This window comes from Clostridium sp. DMHC 10, from assembly GCF_001270375.1.
Classification (GTDB): domain Bacteria; phylum Bacillota; class Clostridia; order Clostridiales; family Clostridiaceae; genus Clostridium_S; species Clostridium_S guangxiense.
The window spans coordinates 1368161-1385019 of record NZ_LGVB01000015.1; the positions used below are offsets into that span (position 1 = coordinate 1368161).

The 16859-nt window shown below is 30.3% G+C and carries 18 protein-coding genes; 15 read left to right on the top strand and 3 right to left on the bottom strand.

The window, feature by feature from the left end; genetic code table 11:
* Positions 1-4 precede the first annotated feature (4 nt).
* A complete protein-coding gene (locus AGR56_RS08560) occupies positions 5-463 on the top strand; it encodes a PTS glucose transporter subunit IIA (protein ID WP_053241905.1) in 459 nt (152 codons plus the stop codon).
* A 249-nt stretch (positions 464-712) separates the two neighbouring features.
* Here the strand turns inward: AGR56_RS08560 and AGR56_RS21675 are convergent, their stop codons facing one another.
* Positions 713-1414, bottom strand: a complete 702-nt coding sequence (locus AGR56_RS21675) for a substrate-binding domain-containing protein (RefSeq protein WP_347460524.1) — start codon at positions 1412-1414, stop codon at positions 713-715.
* Positions 1390-1752, bottom strand: coding sequence for a LacI family DNA-binding transcriptional regulator (locus tag AGR56_RS21680; protein WP_242851378.1), 363 nt, complete (start codon positions 1750-1752; stop codon positions 1390-1392). The genes AGR56_RS21675 and AGR56_RS21680 overlap by 25 nt, the downstream gene beginning before the upstream one ends.
* A 623-nt stretch (positions 1753-2375) precedes the next feature.
* Here AGR56_RS21680 and AGR56_RS08570 point away from each other — a divergent pair.
* From AGR56_RS08570 to AGR56_RS08585, 4 genes are read left to right on the top strand one after another with little or no spacing between them, the layout of a single operon-like run.
* Positions 2376-3296, top strand: a complete 921-nt coding sequence (locus AGR56_RS08570; protein WP_231016796.1) for an ABC transporter permease subunit — start codon at positions 2376-2378, stop codon at positions 3294-3296.
* A gap of 25 nt (positions 3297-3321) precedes the next feature.
* On the top strand, positions 3322-4206 hold the full coding sequence (locus tag AGR56_RS08575) for a carbohydrate ABC transporter permease (protein ID WP_053241907.1): 885 nt from the start codon (positions 3322-3324) through the stop codon (positions 4204-4206).
* Positions 4207-4240: 34 nt separating this feature from the next.
* Positions 4241-5872: an extracellular solute-binding protein gene (locus AGR56_RS08580; protein WP_053241908.1), complete on the top strand. Its 1632-nt coding sequence runs from the start codon at positions 4241-4243 to the stop codon at positions 5870-5872.
* Positions 5873-5902: 30 nt separating this feature from the next.
* Positions 5903-7294, top strand: coding sequence for a glycoside hydrolase family 32 protein (locus AGR56_RS08585; protein ID WP_053241909.1), 1392 nt, complete (start codon positions 5903-5905; stop codon positions 7292-7294).
* Between the two features lie 102 nt (positions 7295-7396).
* Here AGR56_RS08585 and AGR56_RS08590 read toward each other — a convergent pair whose 3' ends face one another.
* The gene (locus AGR56_RS08590; protein WP_053241910.1) at positions 7397-8194 is read right to left on the bottom strand and encodes an IclR family transcriptional regulator; all 798 of its coding nucleotides are present in this window, start codon (positions 8192-8194) and stop codon (positions 7397-7399) included.
* A gap of 237 nt (positions 8195-8431) precedes the next feature.
* Between AGR56_RS08590 and AGR56_RS08595 the strand changes: the two genes are divergently transcribed.
* The 10 genes from AGR56_RS08595 to minE all read left to right on the top strand — a co-directional run bounded on the left by AGR56_RS08595 (position 8432) and on the right by minE (position 16832).
* On the top strand, positions 8432-9235 hold the full coding sequence (locus tag AGR56_RS08595; protein WP_053241911.1) for a gluconate 5-dehydrogenase: 804 nt from the start codon (positions 8432-8434) through the stop codon (positions 9233-9235).
* Positions 9236-9251: 16 nt separating this feature from the next.
* Positions 9252-9893, top strand: a complete 642-nt coding sequence (locus tag AGR56_RS08600) for an RpiB/LacA/LacB family sugar-phosphate isomerase (RefSeq protein WP_053241912.1) — start codon at positions 9252-9254, stop codon at positions 9891-9893.
* Between the two features lie 91 nt (positions 9894-9984).
* Positions 9985-10623 carry a lactate utilization protein gene (locus tag AGR56_RS08605; protein WP_053241913.1) on the top strand — a complete coding sequence of 213 codons (639 nt, stop codon included), beginning with the start codon at positions 9985-9987 and terminating at the stop codon, positions 10621-10623.
* Between the two features lie 271 nt (positions 10624-10894).
* Positions 10895-11065, top strand: a complete 171-nt coding sequence (locus AGR56_RS20180) for a hypothetical protein (protein WP_157055714.1) — start codon at positions 10895-10897, stop codon at positions 11063-11065.
* A gap of 274 nt (positions 11066-11339) precedes the next feature.
* The gene (locus AGR56_RS08610; RefSeq protein WP_053241914.1) at positions 11340-11852 is read left to right on the top strand and encodes a DUF5697 family protein; all 513 of its coding nucleotides are present in this window, start codon (positions 11340-11342) and stop codon (positions 11850-11852) included.
* Positions 11853-11854: 2 nt separating this feature from the next.
* On the top strand, positions 11855-12079 hold the full coding sequence (locus tag AGR56_RS08615; RefSeq protein WP_053241915.1) for a hypothetical protein: 225 nt from the start codon (positions 11855-11857) through the stop codon (positions 12077-12079).
* A 4-nt stretch (positions 12080-12083) separates the two neighbouring features.
* Entirely contained in the window at positions 12084-13922 is a 1839-nt protein-coding gene (locus AGR56_RS08620) for a VirD4-like conjugal transfer protein, CD1115 family (RefSeq protein ID WP_084756920.1), read from the top strand.
* 283 nt (positions 13923-14205) lie between these two features.
* Positions 14206-15453: a VanW family protein gene (locus AGR56_RS08625; protein WP_053241916.1), complete on the top strand. Its 1248-nt coding sequence runs from the start codon at positions 14206-14208 to the stop codon at positions 15451-15453.
* Between the two features lie 309 nt (positions 15454-15762).
* Positions 15763-16560 (top strand): septum site-determining protein MinD, encoded by a 798-nt coding sequence (gene minD / locus AGR56_RS08630; protein ID WP_053241917.1) that lies wholly within the window; start codon positions 15763-15765, stop codon positions 16558-16560.
* An 11-nt stretch (positions 16561-16571) separates the two neighbouring features.
* Complete coding sequence (gene minE, locus AGR56_RS08635) at positions 16572-16832, top strand: cell division topological specificity factor MinE (RefSeq protein WP_053241918.1); 261 nt, start codon at positions 16572-16574, stop codon at positions 16830-16832.
* Positions 16833-16859 lie beyond the last annotated feature (27 nt).

The following is a 16859-nucleotide window of genomic DNA, read 5'->3' on the forward strand; positions in this document are numbered from 1 at the left end:
TATTATGAGCAAGACAATAAAAATGGTTCTTCCTATTAACGGTAAAGTTCTTCCTTTGTCAGATGTAAATGATTATTTGTTTAATAAAAAGATAATGGGTGAAGGGGCAGCTATAGAGCCGTCTGATGGCAATGTTGTTTCACCAATTGATGGTAAGATTGTTTTAATATATAAAACAAATCACGCCATTGCAGTAGAAAATGAAGATGGGATAAAAGTACTTATCCATATTGGACTTGATAGTGCAAAATTAGAGGGAAAAGGCTTTGCATTGTATGTAAAAGTTGGAGATAGTGTAAAGGCAGGAGATAAAATATTAAGCTTTGATAGAGAGCTTTTAGAAAAGAATGCATCAATAACTACTCCTGTTGTAATAACAAATTCTGAGCGAGTAAAAAGCTACGATGTTGATTATTTTGTCAAAGAAGCAGGAAAAGAATTTGTTCAATTTTGTATTGACTAGTAGGAATTTGTGAAAATTTTATGTCAAGCATTTTTGAAAATGTCCCAAAAAGTTTTAATTATTAGCACCAGCTTTTGCTGGTGCTTTATTGATGGTATAAAACTATTTTAAGGTATGACAAATAAACCTTAAAAATCTTCAATTTTTAAGAAGGAAGGTGTAAACGGATCTATGTAAGGTATAAATATAATTTATTATATTTATGAACCTTACATAGGATCTTTGATTTTTGTGAAAAGATTTATTAAATCAAATAATATTACCTGTAGATTCCCTAAATATAAGTTTGGTTTTTACATGAGTTATTTGAACAGGTTTAGATGGATTCCTAAGTCTTGATAAAATTAAATCTGCAGCAATAGCTCCCATTTCATTGCTGTATATATGAACTGTTGTTAAATGAGGATCAATGATACGAGATTCAGGAGAATCATCAAAACCAGTTATAAGAATATCTTCAGGAATCTTTATATTTTTGCTCTTTAAAGCTTTTATTAAAGCAATTGCAACAAAGTCATTTGCGCATATAAATGCTGAAGGAAGTTTATCAATAGCATCTAGCTGACTGTTTATCCAGTTTGGGCTTACATATGGAAATTTATTATCTTCAGTTATACAAAAGGATAAGTCAAGTTTTAAATTGGACTCTATTAATGCTCTATTAAATCCTATCCATCTTTCATTAAAACTTTTGCAATGCTTATAGTCACCAACAAATCCTATTTCTGTATGTCCACTATTTATTAATTTTTTTGTTAATGAATAAGTGCTGTGTTCATTTTCCATTAGGAGGATATCTGTGTTAAGGTCCGGATAAAATATGTCAGCGGTACAATCTATGAAGATTGTAGGAATTTCTAGATTATTTATTAGTTTTGTATAAGCTTTATTAAATAATTCAATACATACTATTCCATCAACATTCTTTAATTCAAAGTTATTTGGAAGAATAAGGCATCAATTTCAGCTTGCCTTATGATATGAATAGATAAGTTATAACCTTCTGAGCTTATTTTTTTTTCTAGACCGTTTATTAATTTAGAGCCAAAGTGTGAGCTATCAGGCATACTTGATGTTAAGAGAGCTATATTGCCAGTTTTTTTTGTTGGCAGGCTTTCGTTATTTATAAAAGCAAAATGCTTATATTTTAATTCAACAGCTTTTTTTATAACTCTATTTCTTGTTGATTCAGGTATACTATCATTCCTATTTAAGGCTTTGGATACTGTGTTTCTAGAAAGATTTAATGAATTAGCAATATCTTGTATAGTGACTTTTTCTTTATTCATATATATGTATCTCCTTTGCATTATTTATATATTCAACAATTAGATGTATATTTACACATGGTCAATTTTGTTTCAATAATATAACGTAAAATAATTATAATAGATTTAAAAGTAAAGGTCTACATTATATTTGTTTTATTTACAAAGCTTTAATTAAATAAGGCTAATCATTTTAGCTGTATTCTTGCTTATATATAGTTTGATTTTTTCTAGGTTGAAATTGTGCAATATTTATTCCTCCTTATTAAAGTTTGTACATTTTATTTAAAAATGTAAACCATACTATATGTTAATGTACAATAAGATTCCCTAAAATACAATACAAAATTAAATATTTAGTGCTTTTTTATTTAAGCTTGTAAATAGGTACAAGTCATGGCTTTTACCTATACTGACATTATACCACTACTTGCTAGTAAACAAATGTAAAGACTAAATAGTTTCAAATGAAAATAAAAAAACAAACAAATGCAAAAAGAAAAACGTTGACATTTGAATTATATTTTGCTACAATTACATACAAGGAAATCAAAAATGTTGCAAATGTTTATTGCAGCTAATGTTAACTGAGGAGGGGTTGTTTACGCGTTTTAAGATTAAATTTAAAGGAGGTATATATAATTTTGATTAAGTATAAAACAGGAACTAAAAAATTAAAGTACATAAGAGAAAATTATCAATTGTACCTTTTTATACTGCCAGCTCTAATACTTACTGTCGTATTCAAATATATCCCGATGTACGGTTCAATAATAGCATTTAAGGATTTCAATGCCTTAAAAGGTATAATGGGTAGCCCATGGATTGGACTTGAAAACTTTAGAAAATTTGCAAGTACACCTGATTTTATGAATTTATTATTGAATACATTAAAACTAAGTGTTTATGGTCTTATATTTGGGTTCCCGGTTCCAATTATTTTAGCACTTATGATTCATAGGGTTAAAAGTGTTGGATTAAAGAAAAAAATACAACTTGTTTTATATGCACCAAACTTTATTTCTGTTGTTGTTATTGTTGGCATGCTTTTTATTTTTTTATCACCAGTAGGACCTATCAATAAGATTGTAACTTTATTTGGTGGAAAAGGTATAGACTTCATGAGTGAACCTGGATGGTTTAGATCAATTTATATTATAAGTGGTATTTGGCAAGGCGCAGGTTGGGCATCTGTAGTATATCTTGCAGCACTGTCTAATGTAGGACAAGATTTACTTGATGCAGCTATTATAGATGGAGCAAATATTTTTCAGCAAATTAGACATGTAGATTTCCCAACTATAAAACCTATAACTGTCATACAGTTTATTTTAGCTGCGGGAAACATTATGAGTATTGGTTTTGAAAAGGCATATTTAATGCAAACCTCTATGAATATTCCAACCTCTGAGATTTTACCAACATATGTTTATAAAATAGGTTTGCAAATGGGAGATTATGGATATTCAACGGCAATAGGACTCTTTAATTCTGTAATCAATTTAATATTACTCGTATCCGTAAACCAAATAGTAAAAAAGTTAAATGAAGGTCAAGGATTGTAATTATATAAAATACAGGAGGAAAAAAATGGACAAGAATTTATCAAGAACCGATAAAATTATATTGGTTTTAAATAATATATTGCTTGTAGTTCTAGTGCTTTGTGTATTGATTCCATTAATATATGTTATTTGTGCTTCCTTTACGCAGCCGAGCACTTTGTTAAGCAAAGGACTTACACTTAATTCGAAGGACTGGACTTTGGAAGGTTACAGACGTGTATTTAAAGATCCAGAAATGTTAATAGGTTTTAGAAACTCAATATTTTATTCAGCCTCATTTTCATTTGTTTCAGTTGTGATAACATTATTTGCTGCTTATCCACTGTCAAGAAAGAATTTTGTAGGTAAAGGGTTTTTTATGACAATATTTGTTATTACGATGTTTTTTAATGGTGGACTTATACCAACATACTTATTAGTAAAAAATTTAAATATGCTGGATACCCCATGGGCAATTATACTACCAGGAGCAATTAATGTCTGGAATATTATATTAGCCAGAACATATTTTCAAGGTATTCCAAAGGAATTAAGGGAGGCAGCGACAGTTGATGGTGCAAATGATACTCAGTATTTCTTTAAAATATTATTGCCGTTGTGTAAACCTATAATTGCAGTTTTAGTTTTATATCAGTTTGTGGCACAGTGGAATTCTTACTTTGATGCCATGATTTATTTGAAAAGTGCTAATTTGCAGCCGTTACAGATTGTTTTAAGATCTATATTAGTTCAAAATCAACCTAGTACTAATATGGCGGCTAATGCTGCGGATACAGCTAAATTACAAGAAATAGCTCAGATGATTAAGTATTCCAGTATTGTTATTTCAAGTTTGCCTTTAATATTAATGTATCCTTTCTTTCAAAAATATTTTGAAAAAGGAGTATTAGTAGGATCTATAAAGGGATAAAAATATTTTAAATTAAATCGAGGGGGATATAAAAATGAAAAAAGTTAAATTGTTAGTAAGTGTATTAATGTCAATCAGTTTGCTTGCAACAGGATGTTCAGGAAGTGGGAATTCTACAGCTTCAAAAGCAAAAGGATCAAATTCATCACCGTCTTATGGCTTAACTAATCTAAGTTTTCCTTTGAAGAAAAATGTTAGCTTAAAATTTTTAACACATAGTTCAGCACTTGCACCTAATAATCCAAATAAAAAGTTGATTTTTCAGAGATTTGAAAAGGCTACTAATGTTCATATTAATTGGACAAATTATACTGATGATCAATTTTCAGATAAGAAAAATATACTTCTAGCAAGTGGAGATTTGCCAGATGTAATATATGATGCGCAGTTTTCAGACTATGATCTGTTAAGATATTCAAAGCAAGGAGTTATAGTTCCAGTTGATAAATTAATAGATAAATATATGCCAAATCTTAAAAAGATTCTCAAAGAAAATCCTCAGTATAAAAAAATGTTAATTGCACCGGATGGACATATTTATTCGTTTCCATGGATTGAAGAGCTTGGAACAGGAAAGAATGCTATTCAAGCTTTGGATGATATACCTTGGATAAATAAAAAATGGTTAGATAAATTAGGGTTAAAAATGCCAACAACTACAGATGAGTTAGAAAAAGTACTCACTGCATTCAAAGATAATTCATCAAAGCTTGGTGGTAATGTAATTCCAATGTCATTCATGATAAATCATGGTGGTGAAGATCCAGCAATGCTACTTGGAGCTTTTGGAAAGGGTGATAATGATGATCACTACGTGGTTACAGAGGATAAAAAAGTTGTTTATACTATGACACAAGATGATTATAAGAATGGAATAAAGTGGATGAATAAGCTTGAAAATGATGGATTAATAGATAAGGAAGCATTTACTCAGGATTGGAATACCTATGAAGCAAAAGGTAAAGCTCAACGCTATGGATTGTATTTCACATGGGATAAAGCAAATATTTCAGGAAGTAGTGATGACTATGTTCAATTACCACCTTTAAAAGGACCAGATGGACAAATAAATGTACCACGTACAAATGGTATTGGATTTGACAGAGGTAGATGCGTAATTACAAGTGCAAATCAAAATCTTGAATTGACAGCAAAATGGTTAGATAGATGCTATGATCCAATTCAATCAGTTCAGGATAACTGGGGTACTTATGGAGATAAAACTCAGCAAAATATTTTTGAACTTACAAGCAATAAGACTTTAAAACACTTACCACTTAGCGGTACTGCACCTGTAGAATTAAGACAAAAAACTTGCACAGGTGGACCTTTAGCAGTATTAAATAACTATTATGGTAAATATACTACAAAACCGGATGATGCAGCATGGAGACTTAACATACTAGAGACAACATATGTTCCATATATGAAGGCAACTTATAATTATCCTATTGTTTTCATGAATCAAAATGATCAAAGTCAAATAACACAGCTTGAAACAGCAATGAAGACTTATGCAGAAAGAATGAAAGCACAGTGGATATTAAAAGGTGGAATAGATAAGGATTGGAATAGTTACTTAACTAAATTAGATCAATTGGGAGTTAAAAAGGCAGTTGGTATAAAACAAAAGTATTTAGATAATTATTACAAGAGCAATAAGTAAAATTAAAATTATTCACGTCGGAGGTAAAGTATGGATTTATATAGACCGCAGTATCATTTTATGCCAGAAAGAAATTGGATGAACGATCCAAATGGACCCATATATTATAAAGGAAAATATCATTTGTTTTATCAGCATAATCCTAATGATTATTGCTGGGATACAATGCATTGGGGGCATGCAGTAAGTAAAGATTTAGTTCATTGGAAGTATCTTCCTATAGCGCTATTTCCATCAAATGAGTTAGGAGAGAGACATTGCTTTTCTGGATGTGCAGCGGTAAACAACGAAGGAGTTCCAACAATAATTTATACAAGCATAGGTGAAGATAATAGAAATGCAAAAGTAGGTGCGGAACAGTGGATGGCTGTGAGTCATGATGATATGCTTACTTGGGAAAAGTATAAATTTAACCCTATAATGAAACCAGGCATACATGGCAAAATGAATATAGAAGAGTGGCGAGATCCATTTGTTTGGAAGGAAAATGAAGTTTGGTATATGGTACTGGGAGGAAGTTGTGAAGATAAGGGCTGTGTTTTAATATATAGCTCTCATGATCTTCAAAACTGGAAATTTTTAAATAAAATGTTTGAGGCGCCAAACTTTAGATTTTTAGAATGTCCTAATATGATAAAATTCGGCGAAAAGTATGTACTTGTTTATTCTCCTAGCAGTATAGTTAGATATCATGTAGGAACTTTAAATAAAGATTTTACGTTTACATCAGAATATGAGGGAATATTAGACAATAGTGGATATGATGGTTTTTATGCACCAAACACATTAATGAATTCTAGTGAAAGAAAAATAATGTGGGGATGGATGACTGAAACTTCTAGAGGAGAATTTGAAGGGGCAAAGGGATGGGCAGGAGCTCAATCTATTCCTAGAATACTATCTTTAGGCTCAGATAACTTACTTAGAATAGAGCCGGCCTCTGAATATGAAATGCTTAGATATGATGAGGAAACCTATGACAATAAAGTTATAGATGACAATAAAATGGCTTTATTATCTAAGGGGAGGGCTGTAGAAGTATCAATGGAAATACAGATAAGTGGGGGAGAAAATTTTTCTTTGAACTTACTTGAAGCACCTAATGACGAGGAAAAAACAGTAGTCAGATATGATGCAGTTAATGGAGAAATCCTTGTAGATAGAACCAAGTCAAGTATTTCTAATGAGGTACACAAAACTGTGCTTAAATCCCCACTAAAAAAACAAAAAGGGGAAGTGCTAAATCTTCGTATATTTATTGATCATTCAATTATTGAAGTATTTGCTGATAGCAAAGTTTGCATATCAACAAGAATATATCCAACACTTGAAAGTAGTGAAAATATAAGCATTGAACTTAATAAAGGAAATAAGTTAAATGTGAAAAAACTTAGTGTATGGAAAATGAAATCTATATGGTAAAAATATAGGAGGATGTGAAAAAAGGTATTCTATAGACAGCTTAACAAGTAGCCATTACCAATTATACTGGTAGGCTACTTGTTTATTAGTATAATAATTAAATTAAGAAGGTACATATCCCATCAAATTACTAATGTTTTTAGCAACATTCATAAATTCATCTTTATATTTAAGTAAATCATCTAAGCTGTTGAAAAGAGTTACAGATGAAAGACTGGTTGCTGCAATGATTTTATTGGTTCTATCAAAAATTGGAACAGCTATGCATATAACACCAGTATCATATTCAATATTATCAAGTGCATATGAATTTTTTCTTATCTCATGAATCTCATCTAAAAAGTTATTTATATCGGTCACGGTATTCTCTGTATATTTAATAAAAGTTGTATTTTTTAATAAGTCTTTTATTTTATCGTCAGAAAATTGAGAAAGTAATAGCTTTCCAGAAGCAGTGCAATAAATTGGTGCTTTCTTACCTATTCTTGAAGACATTGTTATGTTTCTTTTTGTGTTTTCTGGTGAAACTTTATCAACATAAATTATATTACAATATGACTCATCAGGGATACAAAGGTGTATAACTTCATCAACTTTATTTGCAAATTCACGTATATATGGTCTAGCAATGTTTATTAAATCCATGTTATTAGTTATGGAAAAGGATAGGTTAAGTATCTTTATTCCAAGCTGGTATTTGTCGTTTTCTTTATTTTGTGTAACGTATCCTTTATATTTCAAAGTTGTTATTATTCTATGTATAGTACTTTTACTCAAGCCTAAATTCTTTGATAATTCTCCAATTCCACAGCCTTTTGGGTAGTCTGCCAAGCAATCGAGTATGTCTATGGCACGTTCTACTGATTGAACTAAATTAAAGTTGTTTAAATCTTCAGACATGTATTAAATCCTCCTGTGTAATTTCTATCTTTATATTATATTGTAATATTTAATATAGATTTTAACAAATAAAAAAATGCTAAATTTTTTTATTTAATGTGATTGACAATCTTAAAATATAATATTAAAATATAATTAGAAATTGAAACGGTGTTCCACAATGTGGAACATAATGAAAATACATTAATATATATTTGTTTTATATGAAAGTATTGTAAATTAAAGGAGGAGTATTTTATGGATATAATGAAATATTTTTCATTAAAGGGTAAAATTGCACTTATAACTGGTGCATCATATGGTATTGGATTTGCTATCGCAAAGGCTTATGCAAATGCAGGAGCTACAATTGTATTTAATGATATTAAACAGGAGCTAATAGACAAGGGAATAAAAGCTTATGAAGCAGAAGGGATAAAAGCGCATGGATATGTATGTGATGTTACAAACGAAGAAGAAGTAAACGAACTTGTTAAAAAAGTAGAGAGAGAAGTTGGAGTGATTGATATTCTTGTAAACAATGCAGGAATTATTAAACGTATTCCAATGCTTGAAATGAAAGCAGAAGATTTTAGAAAGGTTATAGATGTAGATTTAAATGCTCCGTTTATAGTATCTAAAGCTGTAATACCTGGTATGATTAAAAAAGGACACGGAAAAATAATAAATATCTGTTCTATGATGAGTGAACTTGGAAGAGAAACAGTTTCAGCTTATGCAGCTGCAAAAGGCGGGCTTAAGATGTTAACAAGAAACATTGCATCTGAATATGGTGAACATAACATTCAGTGCAATGGTATCGGACCTGGATATATAGCAACACCTCAAACTGCACCACTTAGAGAAATTCAACCAGATGGTTCAAAGCATCCATTTGACCAATTTATAATTGCAAAAACTCCAGCAGCACGTTGGGGATCAACAGAAGATTTAATGGGACCAGCTGTTTTCTTAGCATCTGATGCATCAAACTTTGTAAATGGTCACGTTTTATATGTAGATGGTGGTATTTTAGCATATATCGGAAAACAGCCACAATAATAGGAGGGATATAAGAATGAAAATTGCTTTAATAAATGAAAATAGCCAAGCGGCAAAAAATGAATTGATATTAAATACATTAAAAAAGGTAGTAGAGCCAAAAGGACATGAAGTATTCAATTATGGAATGTATGCTGCTGACGATAAGGCACAATTAACGTATGTTCAAAATGGTATTTTAGCAGCTATATTATTGAATTCAGGAGCTGCTGATTATGTAATAACTGGATGCGGTACTGGAGAAGGAGCAATGCTTGCTTTAAACTCTTTTCCAGGAGTAATCTGCGGACATGTAGAAGATCCTTCAGATGCATTCATGTTTGCACAAATTAATGATGGAAATGCAATTGCAATACCTTTCGCTAAAGGCTTTGGCTGGGGCGGAGAACTAAATCTTGAATATATATTTGAAAAGTTATTTCAAGGAGAAAGCGGACAAGGCTATCCAAAGGAAAGAGTTGTTCCAGAACAAAGGAATAAAAAAATACTAGATGAAGTTAGAAAAGTAGCTTTCAAAGATATTATAACAGTGTTAAAAGAAATAAATCAAGATTTGCTTAAAGGCGCTGTAGCTGGAGAGAAGTTCCAGGAATACTTCTTTGCTAATTGTAAATGTGATAAAATGAGAGAATTCGTTAAAAGTGTATTAGAAAAATAGCTTAACTATAGATAGGTATAAAAGGACTAGAGTGAGTTTCTTTAATCTGGTCCTTTTGTATTATGGGAAATTAAAAATAGGGGTGAAGAAAATGAATCAATATAAAAAAAAGAAATATCAATTAATAGCTAGAGAAATGGTAGATATTTTAAAAGACAAGGGATATTTAAGCTATTACGTTGAAGATAAAGAAGAAGCTAAGAAGAAAATTTTAAGTTTAATACCAGAAGGAGCAAGTATATCCGTAGGTGGATCAGAGACACTTGGGGTTATGAATATGACTGAAGAATTTAGAAGTGAAAAATATAAATTCTTTGATAGATTTAAACCTATGCCATATGAGGAGTTATATGAAGTATATAGACAATCATTGCTTTCAGATTATTTTGTTTCAAGCACTAATGCAATAACAAGAAATGGAGAAATTGTAAATACGGATTCATCAGGTAATAGAGTTGCATCTATGATTATTGGACCTAAAAAAGTAATTATAGTTGCAGGAGCTAATAAAATAGTAGAAAATTTAGATGAAGCTTTTAGAAGAATACAAGAAATAGCTCCAATGAATGCAACAAGAGTTCATCATAGGGCACCTTGTGTTGAAACAGGAAGATGCATGCATTGTGAGTCACAGAGTTCTGTATGCAATTATACTGGCATAATAAGGAATGGACGTAAAGAGCCAGGAAGAATAACAGTTATTATAGTTGCAGAGGAATTAGGATTTTAATAGTAAAAAGGTTGATGTTTTTATCAGCCTTTTTTATTTTGCTTTTTTAGCTAAAACATTGCCGGTGTAACTAGAACAATATTATAAAAATGACATAAAAGTGGTAAGTTTTAACCTAGCTAATACTATAAAATTGTATTAACAGTACGAGATTTAACGTAAAATTAAGGAAATAAAATATTAAGTTGGTAAATGTTTTGTTTTTAAAATTTTGATTAAAATTTTATATAGTGGGTAATATATAAGTATATAACAAAATAAATTAATTTGAATGGAGAAGTGTATATGTCAATTAAATTTAAAATATATAATTGTGATTGCAGCATTTGTAGTAATAGTTGTTTTACTAGTTACAGGAGGATGTATTAAGGCAGCAGGTAGAGCTGATGATTGGAAAGATGCAATTGAACAAAGGGTAGGTTCCAAAAAACGTAAACATTAGTAATTCGATAAAGAGAAATTCAATTTAACATATTATACTTAATGTTGTAATATATTTGTCACAATTAAAGGGTATTATGTAAATATAGAAAATGAAACCTCCCAATAAATTAATATAAAAAAGCAGCTGAATACTTCCCCCTTTTAGCTGCTTTTTATTTTGTGGAAAAACATATGATTTTTTAAGAGAAGGAATAGCGTCTATAGAGTGGTTTAAACAAAGTTTGTTTAATGCTTTAAAATGCTATTCCTTCTCTTTTTGTGGAGGTGATAATTTGTATTATGTAAATTTAAAACAGCAAAAGATACTTGATAACATTAATAAATTTGGCTGTATGACTTATGAACAAATTAAAGAACTTAGTAATTTGAAGGATTTGGATAAGGAGCTTAAAATACTTGTAAATCAGAGAAGGGTAAGGGTGCTTGAGGGAAATATATATGTATCCATAGGGCGGCGAGAGGTAAACAATAAAGTTCTTAAGGCTTTAGAGATATGCACATATTTAAATTCTATTAATAGACAGGTATCTATTCAATGGTGTAATGTTGAAGACTTTCCTTTTACCCTTGTATTTTTTAGGAATGGCAAGATTTTTGATGCAGTGGTAATAAATGAAGGAGAGGAAGTTATTTATTCAGCGGCGGTAAATAGAACTGCAGCTGAAAGAATAATTGTAATACTTGAAAGTGCAAGTCAAATAGAAAAAATAAAAATAAATAAACAAGCTAAATACTGCACTGTAGAAAATGGTGGAGTTATTTTTTTAGAATGGGGAGATGACTAAAAATGGCTTTTAAGTATAAAGACTCAGCTATAGATAGAAGAATGCCCCAATTAGGGGATATAGTAATTAAGGATAGGGGAGAGGTTAAAGATAAATTTGTTATAGTAGAAGAACATGAATATTTTTTTCTTGGAGTGGCACAAAGATTAAAGTATAAAGAGTGCTTTACAAAAGCTAGTTTTGCGCTTAGAGAATTTAAAATACAAAAAAAGGATGGAGGAGTATAGCAATATGAATGAAGAAGAAAAAATAAATTCTTTATTGATTATATTTACAATTCCAATATATATTTTGTTTAGTATTTATGTATTAACGCCGCTGGTTTATCTAAAATATCAAATAAGCAAATACAATATGTTTAATAATAAGGGTTTTAATATAAACAAAATAAGCAATATGTATAAGCATCCAACGCAGAGCTTTAGTTTGATGAAAAATAATTCAGTCGTATTTAAAGGTTTTATTATTGCTTTTATTTTACTTACAGTCATTTTAATAGTACTATTTTTTATAGCAAAAAGCATGTTATTTGAAGAAGGTCAGATTGGTATAAATTATCTTAAAGAAAATGGGACTCAAGGAACTGCAAGCTGGATGGACATAAGTGAAGCTAAAAAAGTATTATGTATTGGAAGCGAAAAGGGCTTAGTATTTGGCACCATAAAAGATGGAATTAGAAATAAAATGGTTACACTACCGCCAGATACTTTCTTTAATAAAAACATAGCCGTATTTGGTGCTAGTGGAAGTATGAAAAGTAGAAGTTTTGTAAGACCTAATATAATGCAGATAAGCGAAATGGGGCAATCTATGATACTTACAGACCCTAAAGCAGAAATATTTGAATCTATGTCTGAGTTTTTAAGAGATAAAGGTTATACGGTTAAAGTTTTAAATTTAGTAAATATGATAAATTCAGATAGATGGAACCCAATTGATGAAATAGAAGATGATATAGCAGCTCAAAGCTTTGCAGAAACTGTTATGGCAAATACAAAAACTCCAGGGGCAAAATCAGATGAATTTTGGGATAAAACTGAAATGAATTTGTTGAAGGCGCTTGTCTTATATGTGATAAAGGAAAATTCCAAAGAAGAAAAAAATTTATCCACGGTTTATTCTATGCTTGCCTCAAGTGATGTATCAACCATAGATGCTATATTTAAAACACTTCCGTCATCTCATTCAGCGAAGCTGCCATATAATATATATTCTCAGGCAAGTGAAAAAGTAAGGACAGGTGTTGTTATAGGGTTGGGTTCAAAACTTCAGGTGTTTCAAAATAAACTTGTGCAGAATTTAACTGCTTTTAGTGATATAGATCTAACACTTCCCAAGAAAGAAAAATGTGCTTATTTTTGTATAACATCAGATATGGAATCGACTTTTGATTTTATAGCAGGGTTATTTTTTTCATTCTTATTTATAAAACTTACTAAATATGCGGATTATACGGCAAAAGAAGGACAAAAAGATGTATATTTTATCTTGGATGAATTTCCGAATATCGGTGCAATTCCTGACTTTACTAAAAAAATATCTACCATGAGATCCAGGGGGATTTCAAGTTGCGTAATATTCCAGAATATAGCTCAACTTAAGAATAGATACCCTAATGATGGATGGTCCGAAATTATAGGTAACTGCGACAGCAGACTATTCTTAGGTGCTACCGATATAATAACAGCGGAATTTGTATCAAAGCTTCTTGGAACTGCAACAGTAAAAGATGTAAGTTCAAGCAAGTCGGCAGGGTTAGAGGGAATTGTAGATTTTGGAAAGGTAACAAAGAGAGCAGTTAAAAGGAATTTGATGAATCCGGATGAAATATTGAGGCTTCCAAATAAAAATGAAATATTGATATTAAGAGGAGCAAAGCCAATTATATTAGAAAAAATGGACTACACGAGGCACAGACTTTCAAAATACATTAAACTTATTAAGATTAGTGATTATAAACCACTTTGGACAGAAAATTGTAATATAAAAAAATCTGTTAAAGTTAATGAAAATATAGAAGATAACAACGCAAATAATGTCAAAAATACTGGAAAATCTAGCTTTTGGTAAAGCAATCTCAAGGGGAGGCAAAGTGGTATTAAATCTCATAGTAATAGTGTACAATAAGTTTTATGCATATATCAAAATAAAATAGGTTGATATATGCTATTTTATTAGTATAATGATAATATGAATATTATTAAAATTAAATTATAAAATTAGTAATATCGTTTTATAATTTGCATACAAATATTCTAATGAAATAAGTAATTATCTTTAGAAATTAATTAAGGTATAGTAAGCATTACAATTAAAATTAGAGTGCAAAAGTATAATAATATGAGGTGTATTTATGAATAAAAAAAATGCAATAATTTTAGGTACTACATGTCTTTTTATTGCTGCTTTGGCAGTGGGATTATACGGTTATAAGATTTATTCAAAGGTAAAAAGTTATGATAGCTATATTTATCCTGGAGTAGTAATAGAAAACGAAGATGTATCTGGAAAGACACAGGAGGAGGTTGAAAAAATACTTAATGATAAGTACCAAGCTTCGCTTCAAAATAAAAAAGTAAGTATAAAGGTTGAAAGTAAAAATTATACAATTGCTTATTCTCAAATTGGAGCAAAATATGACATAAATAAAGCAATTAAAGAGGCTTATAACTATGGAAAAGATGGAAGCATCATGGATAGGTACAAGCTGTTAAAGAATCCAATATCAAAAAATATAAAGCTTTCATTTGCTTATAGTTCAAACACTAAACCTATAGATGATGTGATAAATAATATAAAGAATGATATTAATAAGGATCCTAAAAATGCCTCAATAACTAAAAATGGCGGCAGTTTTATTATTAATCCAGATCAGGATGGTTATAAATTAAAGGATCAAGAGCTTAAGAAGAATATTATATCAGCAATAAATGGACAAATTGGTGAAGAACCAGTTGTTCACGGAAATATAGAAACTGTAAAAGCTGGAGTGACTAAGGAGAAATTAAGTGGAATAAATACTTTTATATCTACATTTAGTACTAGTTATGGATCTATATCAAGTCCTGGAAGGATGACTAATATTCAGCTTGCTACAAAGACTATAAACGGTAAGGTGGTAATGCCAGGAGAGACTTTTAGTTTTAATGGAATTTTGGGAAGAAGAACTACTGAAAAAGGCTATCAATCGGCACCAGTTGATATAGGAAAGACTACAGGAATGGGGATTGGCGGAGGTATTTGTCAGGTTTCAACTACGCTTTATAATGCAGCGCTTCTTGCAGGAATTAAGCCAACTGTAAGAACCCATCATTCTATTCCATCAGCTTATGTTTCGCTGGGGCATGATGCAACAGTAGATTATGATGGAAAACTTGACTATCAGTTTAAAAATACTTTTAATTTTCCAATATACATTGAAGGTAGTTCAGCAAATGGTATAGAAACCTTTAACATATATTCGGATGCAAGTTTAAAGAGTAAGACTTATAAAGTTGTAGATGATGTTTTAGAAGGTGGTAAAAGCGTGAAGCTTTATCTTCAAACTTATCAAAATGGTACCATGATATCAAATGAACTTATTTCGAATGATTCTTATTAATGTATCTCTTAAAAAATGAAATTATAAAATATAGGGCTGCTGCACTAAATTTATAAATTACGATTGAATTAATTTTTGTGCAACAGCCCTAATATATACTGTGAATTAATTCAAATTATACTTTATGTGGAAAAATACTTTTGATTTAAACGTTGCATATATTAAAATTTTCATTTAAATTAGAAGGATTTTTTTGTTTTTGGAGAATTCAATATATAAGGTTAATTATTTGACAAAATTAGTGGAAGCGTTATAGCATAGTTTAGGTTAATATTTTGTAATATAAAATATTTTATGGAGGTAATATTTATGGGAGAGGCTATAGTAATAACATCTGGTAAGGGAGGAGTAGGAAAAACAACTACTACAGCTAATATAGGTACTGCATTAGCTTCTATGGGCAAAAAGGTTGTGCTTGTTGATGGAGATACTGGACTCAGAAATTTGGATGTACTTATGGGACTAGAAAATAGAATTGTTTTTACCCTTTTAGATGTAATAGAGGAAAATTGCAGATTAAAGCAAGCACTTATAAAAGATAAGAGATATGAAAATTTATTTTTACTTCCAACAGCTCAAACAAAAGATAAAAATGATGTTAAACCAGAGGAAATGCTTAATTTAATTAATGAACTTAAAGCTGATACAGATTATGTTCTCATAGATTGTCCAGCAGGAATAGAGCAAGGTTTTGAAAATGCTATAATTGGAGCTGACAGAGCATTAATTGTAGTTAATCCGGAAGTTACTTCTATAAGAGATGCTGATAGAGTAATTGGAAAATTGGATGCGAAGGGACTAGACAATCATCAAGTTATAGTAAATAGAATTGATTATGAAATGGTGAAAAAAGGGGACATGCTTGGCATAGAGGATATTATTGATAATTTAGCTATAAAACTTATAGGGGCGGTTCCAAATGATAGAGAGATAACTGTGTCTACAAATAGAGGTGAACCTATAGTTTTAAATGATAATGCTAAGGCAGGAAAAGCATTTAGGGATATAGCAAGAAGAATAACTGGAGATGAGGTTCCATTTCACACCTCTGAGAATAAAGGTGGAGGATTAATTTCAGCAATTAAAAGATTGTTTAATGTTAAATAGGAGTGAGGATTATGGATCTTTTTAGTATATTTAAATCTTCGTCTAAGGATGTTGCAAAGGAAAGATTAAAGCTTATATTGATACATGATAGAGCGGATTTATCTCCAGAACTTTTAGAGGCGATAAAAGGAGAAATACTAAATGTAATTGCAAAGTATGTGGAAATAGATAACTCAGATGTTGAGGTTAAGCTTACAAAAACAGATTTAGATGAAGGGAATTCCCCAGCATTAGTTGCAAATATACCAATTAAGAGAGCAAAAACAAAATAAGGTGATAAAAGGCTATGTATTTTTTAA

Coding starts and splice junctions, on each gene's coding strand:
- AGR56_RS08560 (WP_053241905.1), top strand. CDS start 5: ATGAGCAAGACAATAAAAATGGTTCTTCCTATTAACGGTAAAGTTCTT.
- AGR56_RS21680 (WP_242851378.1), bottom strand. CDS start 1,752: ATGAATAAAGAAAAAGTCACTATACAAGATATTGCTAATTCATTAAAT.
- AGR56_RS08575 (WP_053241907.1), top strand. CDS start 3,322: ATGGACAAGAATTTATCAAGAACCGATAAAATTATATTGGTTTTAAAT.
- AGR56_RS08580 (WP_053241908.1), top strand. CDS start 4,241: ATGAAAAAAGTTAAATTGTTAGTAAGTGTATTAATGTCAATCAGTTTG.
- AGR56_RS08585 (WP_053241909.1), top strand. CDS start 5,903: ATGGATTTATATAGACCGCAGTATCATTTTATGCCAGAAAGAAATTGG.
- AGR56_RS08590 (WP_053241910.1), bottom strand. CDS start 8,194: ATGTCTGAAGATTTAAACAACTTTAATTTAGTTCAATCAGTAGAACGT.
- AGR56_RS08595 (WP_053241911.1), top strand. CDS start 8,432: ATGGATATAATGAAATATTTTTCATTAAAGGGTAAAATTGCACTTATA.
- AGR56_RS08600 (WP_053241912.1), top strand. CDS start 9,252: ATGAAAATTGCTTTAATAAATGAAAATAGCCAAGCGGCAAAAAATGAA.
- AGR56_RS08605 (WP_053241913.1), top strand. CDS start 9,985: ATGAATCAATATAAAAAAAAGAAATATCAATTAATAGCTAGAGAAATG.
- AGR56_RS20180 (WP_157055714.1), top strand. CDS start 10,895: ATGGAGAAGTGTATATGTCAATTAAATTTAAAATATATAATTGTGATT.
- AGR56_RS08615 (WP_053241915.1), top strand. CDS start 11,855: ATGGCTTTTAAGTATAAAGACTCAGCTATAGATAGAAGAATGCCCCAA.
- AGR56_RS08620 (WP_084756920.1), top strand. CDS start 12,084: ATGAATGAAGAAGAAAAAATAAATTCTTTATTGATTATATTTACAATT.
- AGR56_RS08625 (WP_053241916.1), top strand. CDS start 14,206: ATGAATAAAAAAAATGCAATAATTTTAGGTACTACATGTCTTTTTATT.
- minD (WP_053241917.1), top strand. CDS start 15,763: ATGGGAGAGGCTATAGTAATAACATCTGGTAAGGGAGGAGTAGGAAAA.
- minE (WP_053241918.1), top strand. CDS start 16,572: ATGGATCTTTTTAGTATATTTAAATCTTCGTCTAAGGATGTTGCAAAG.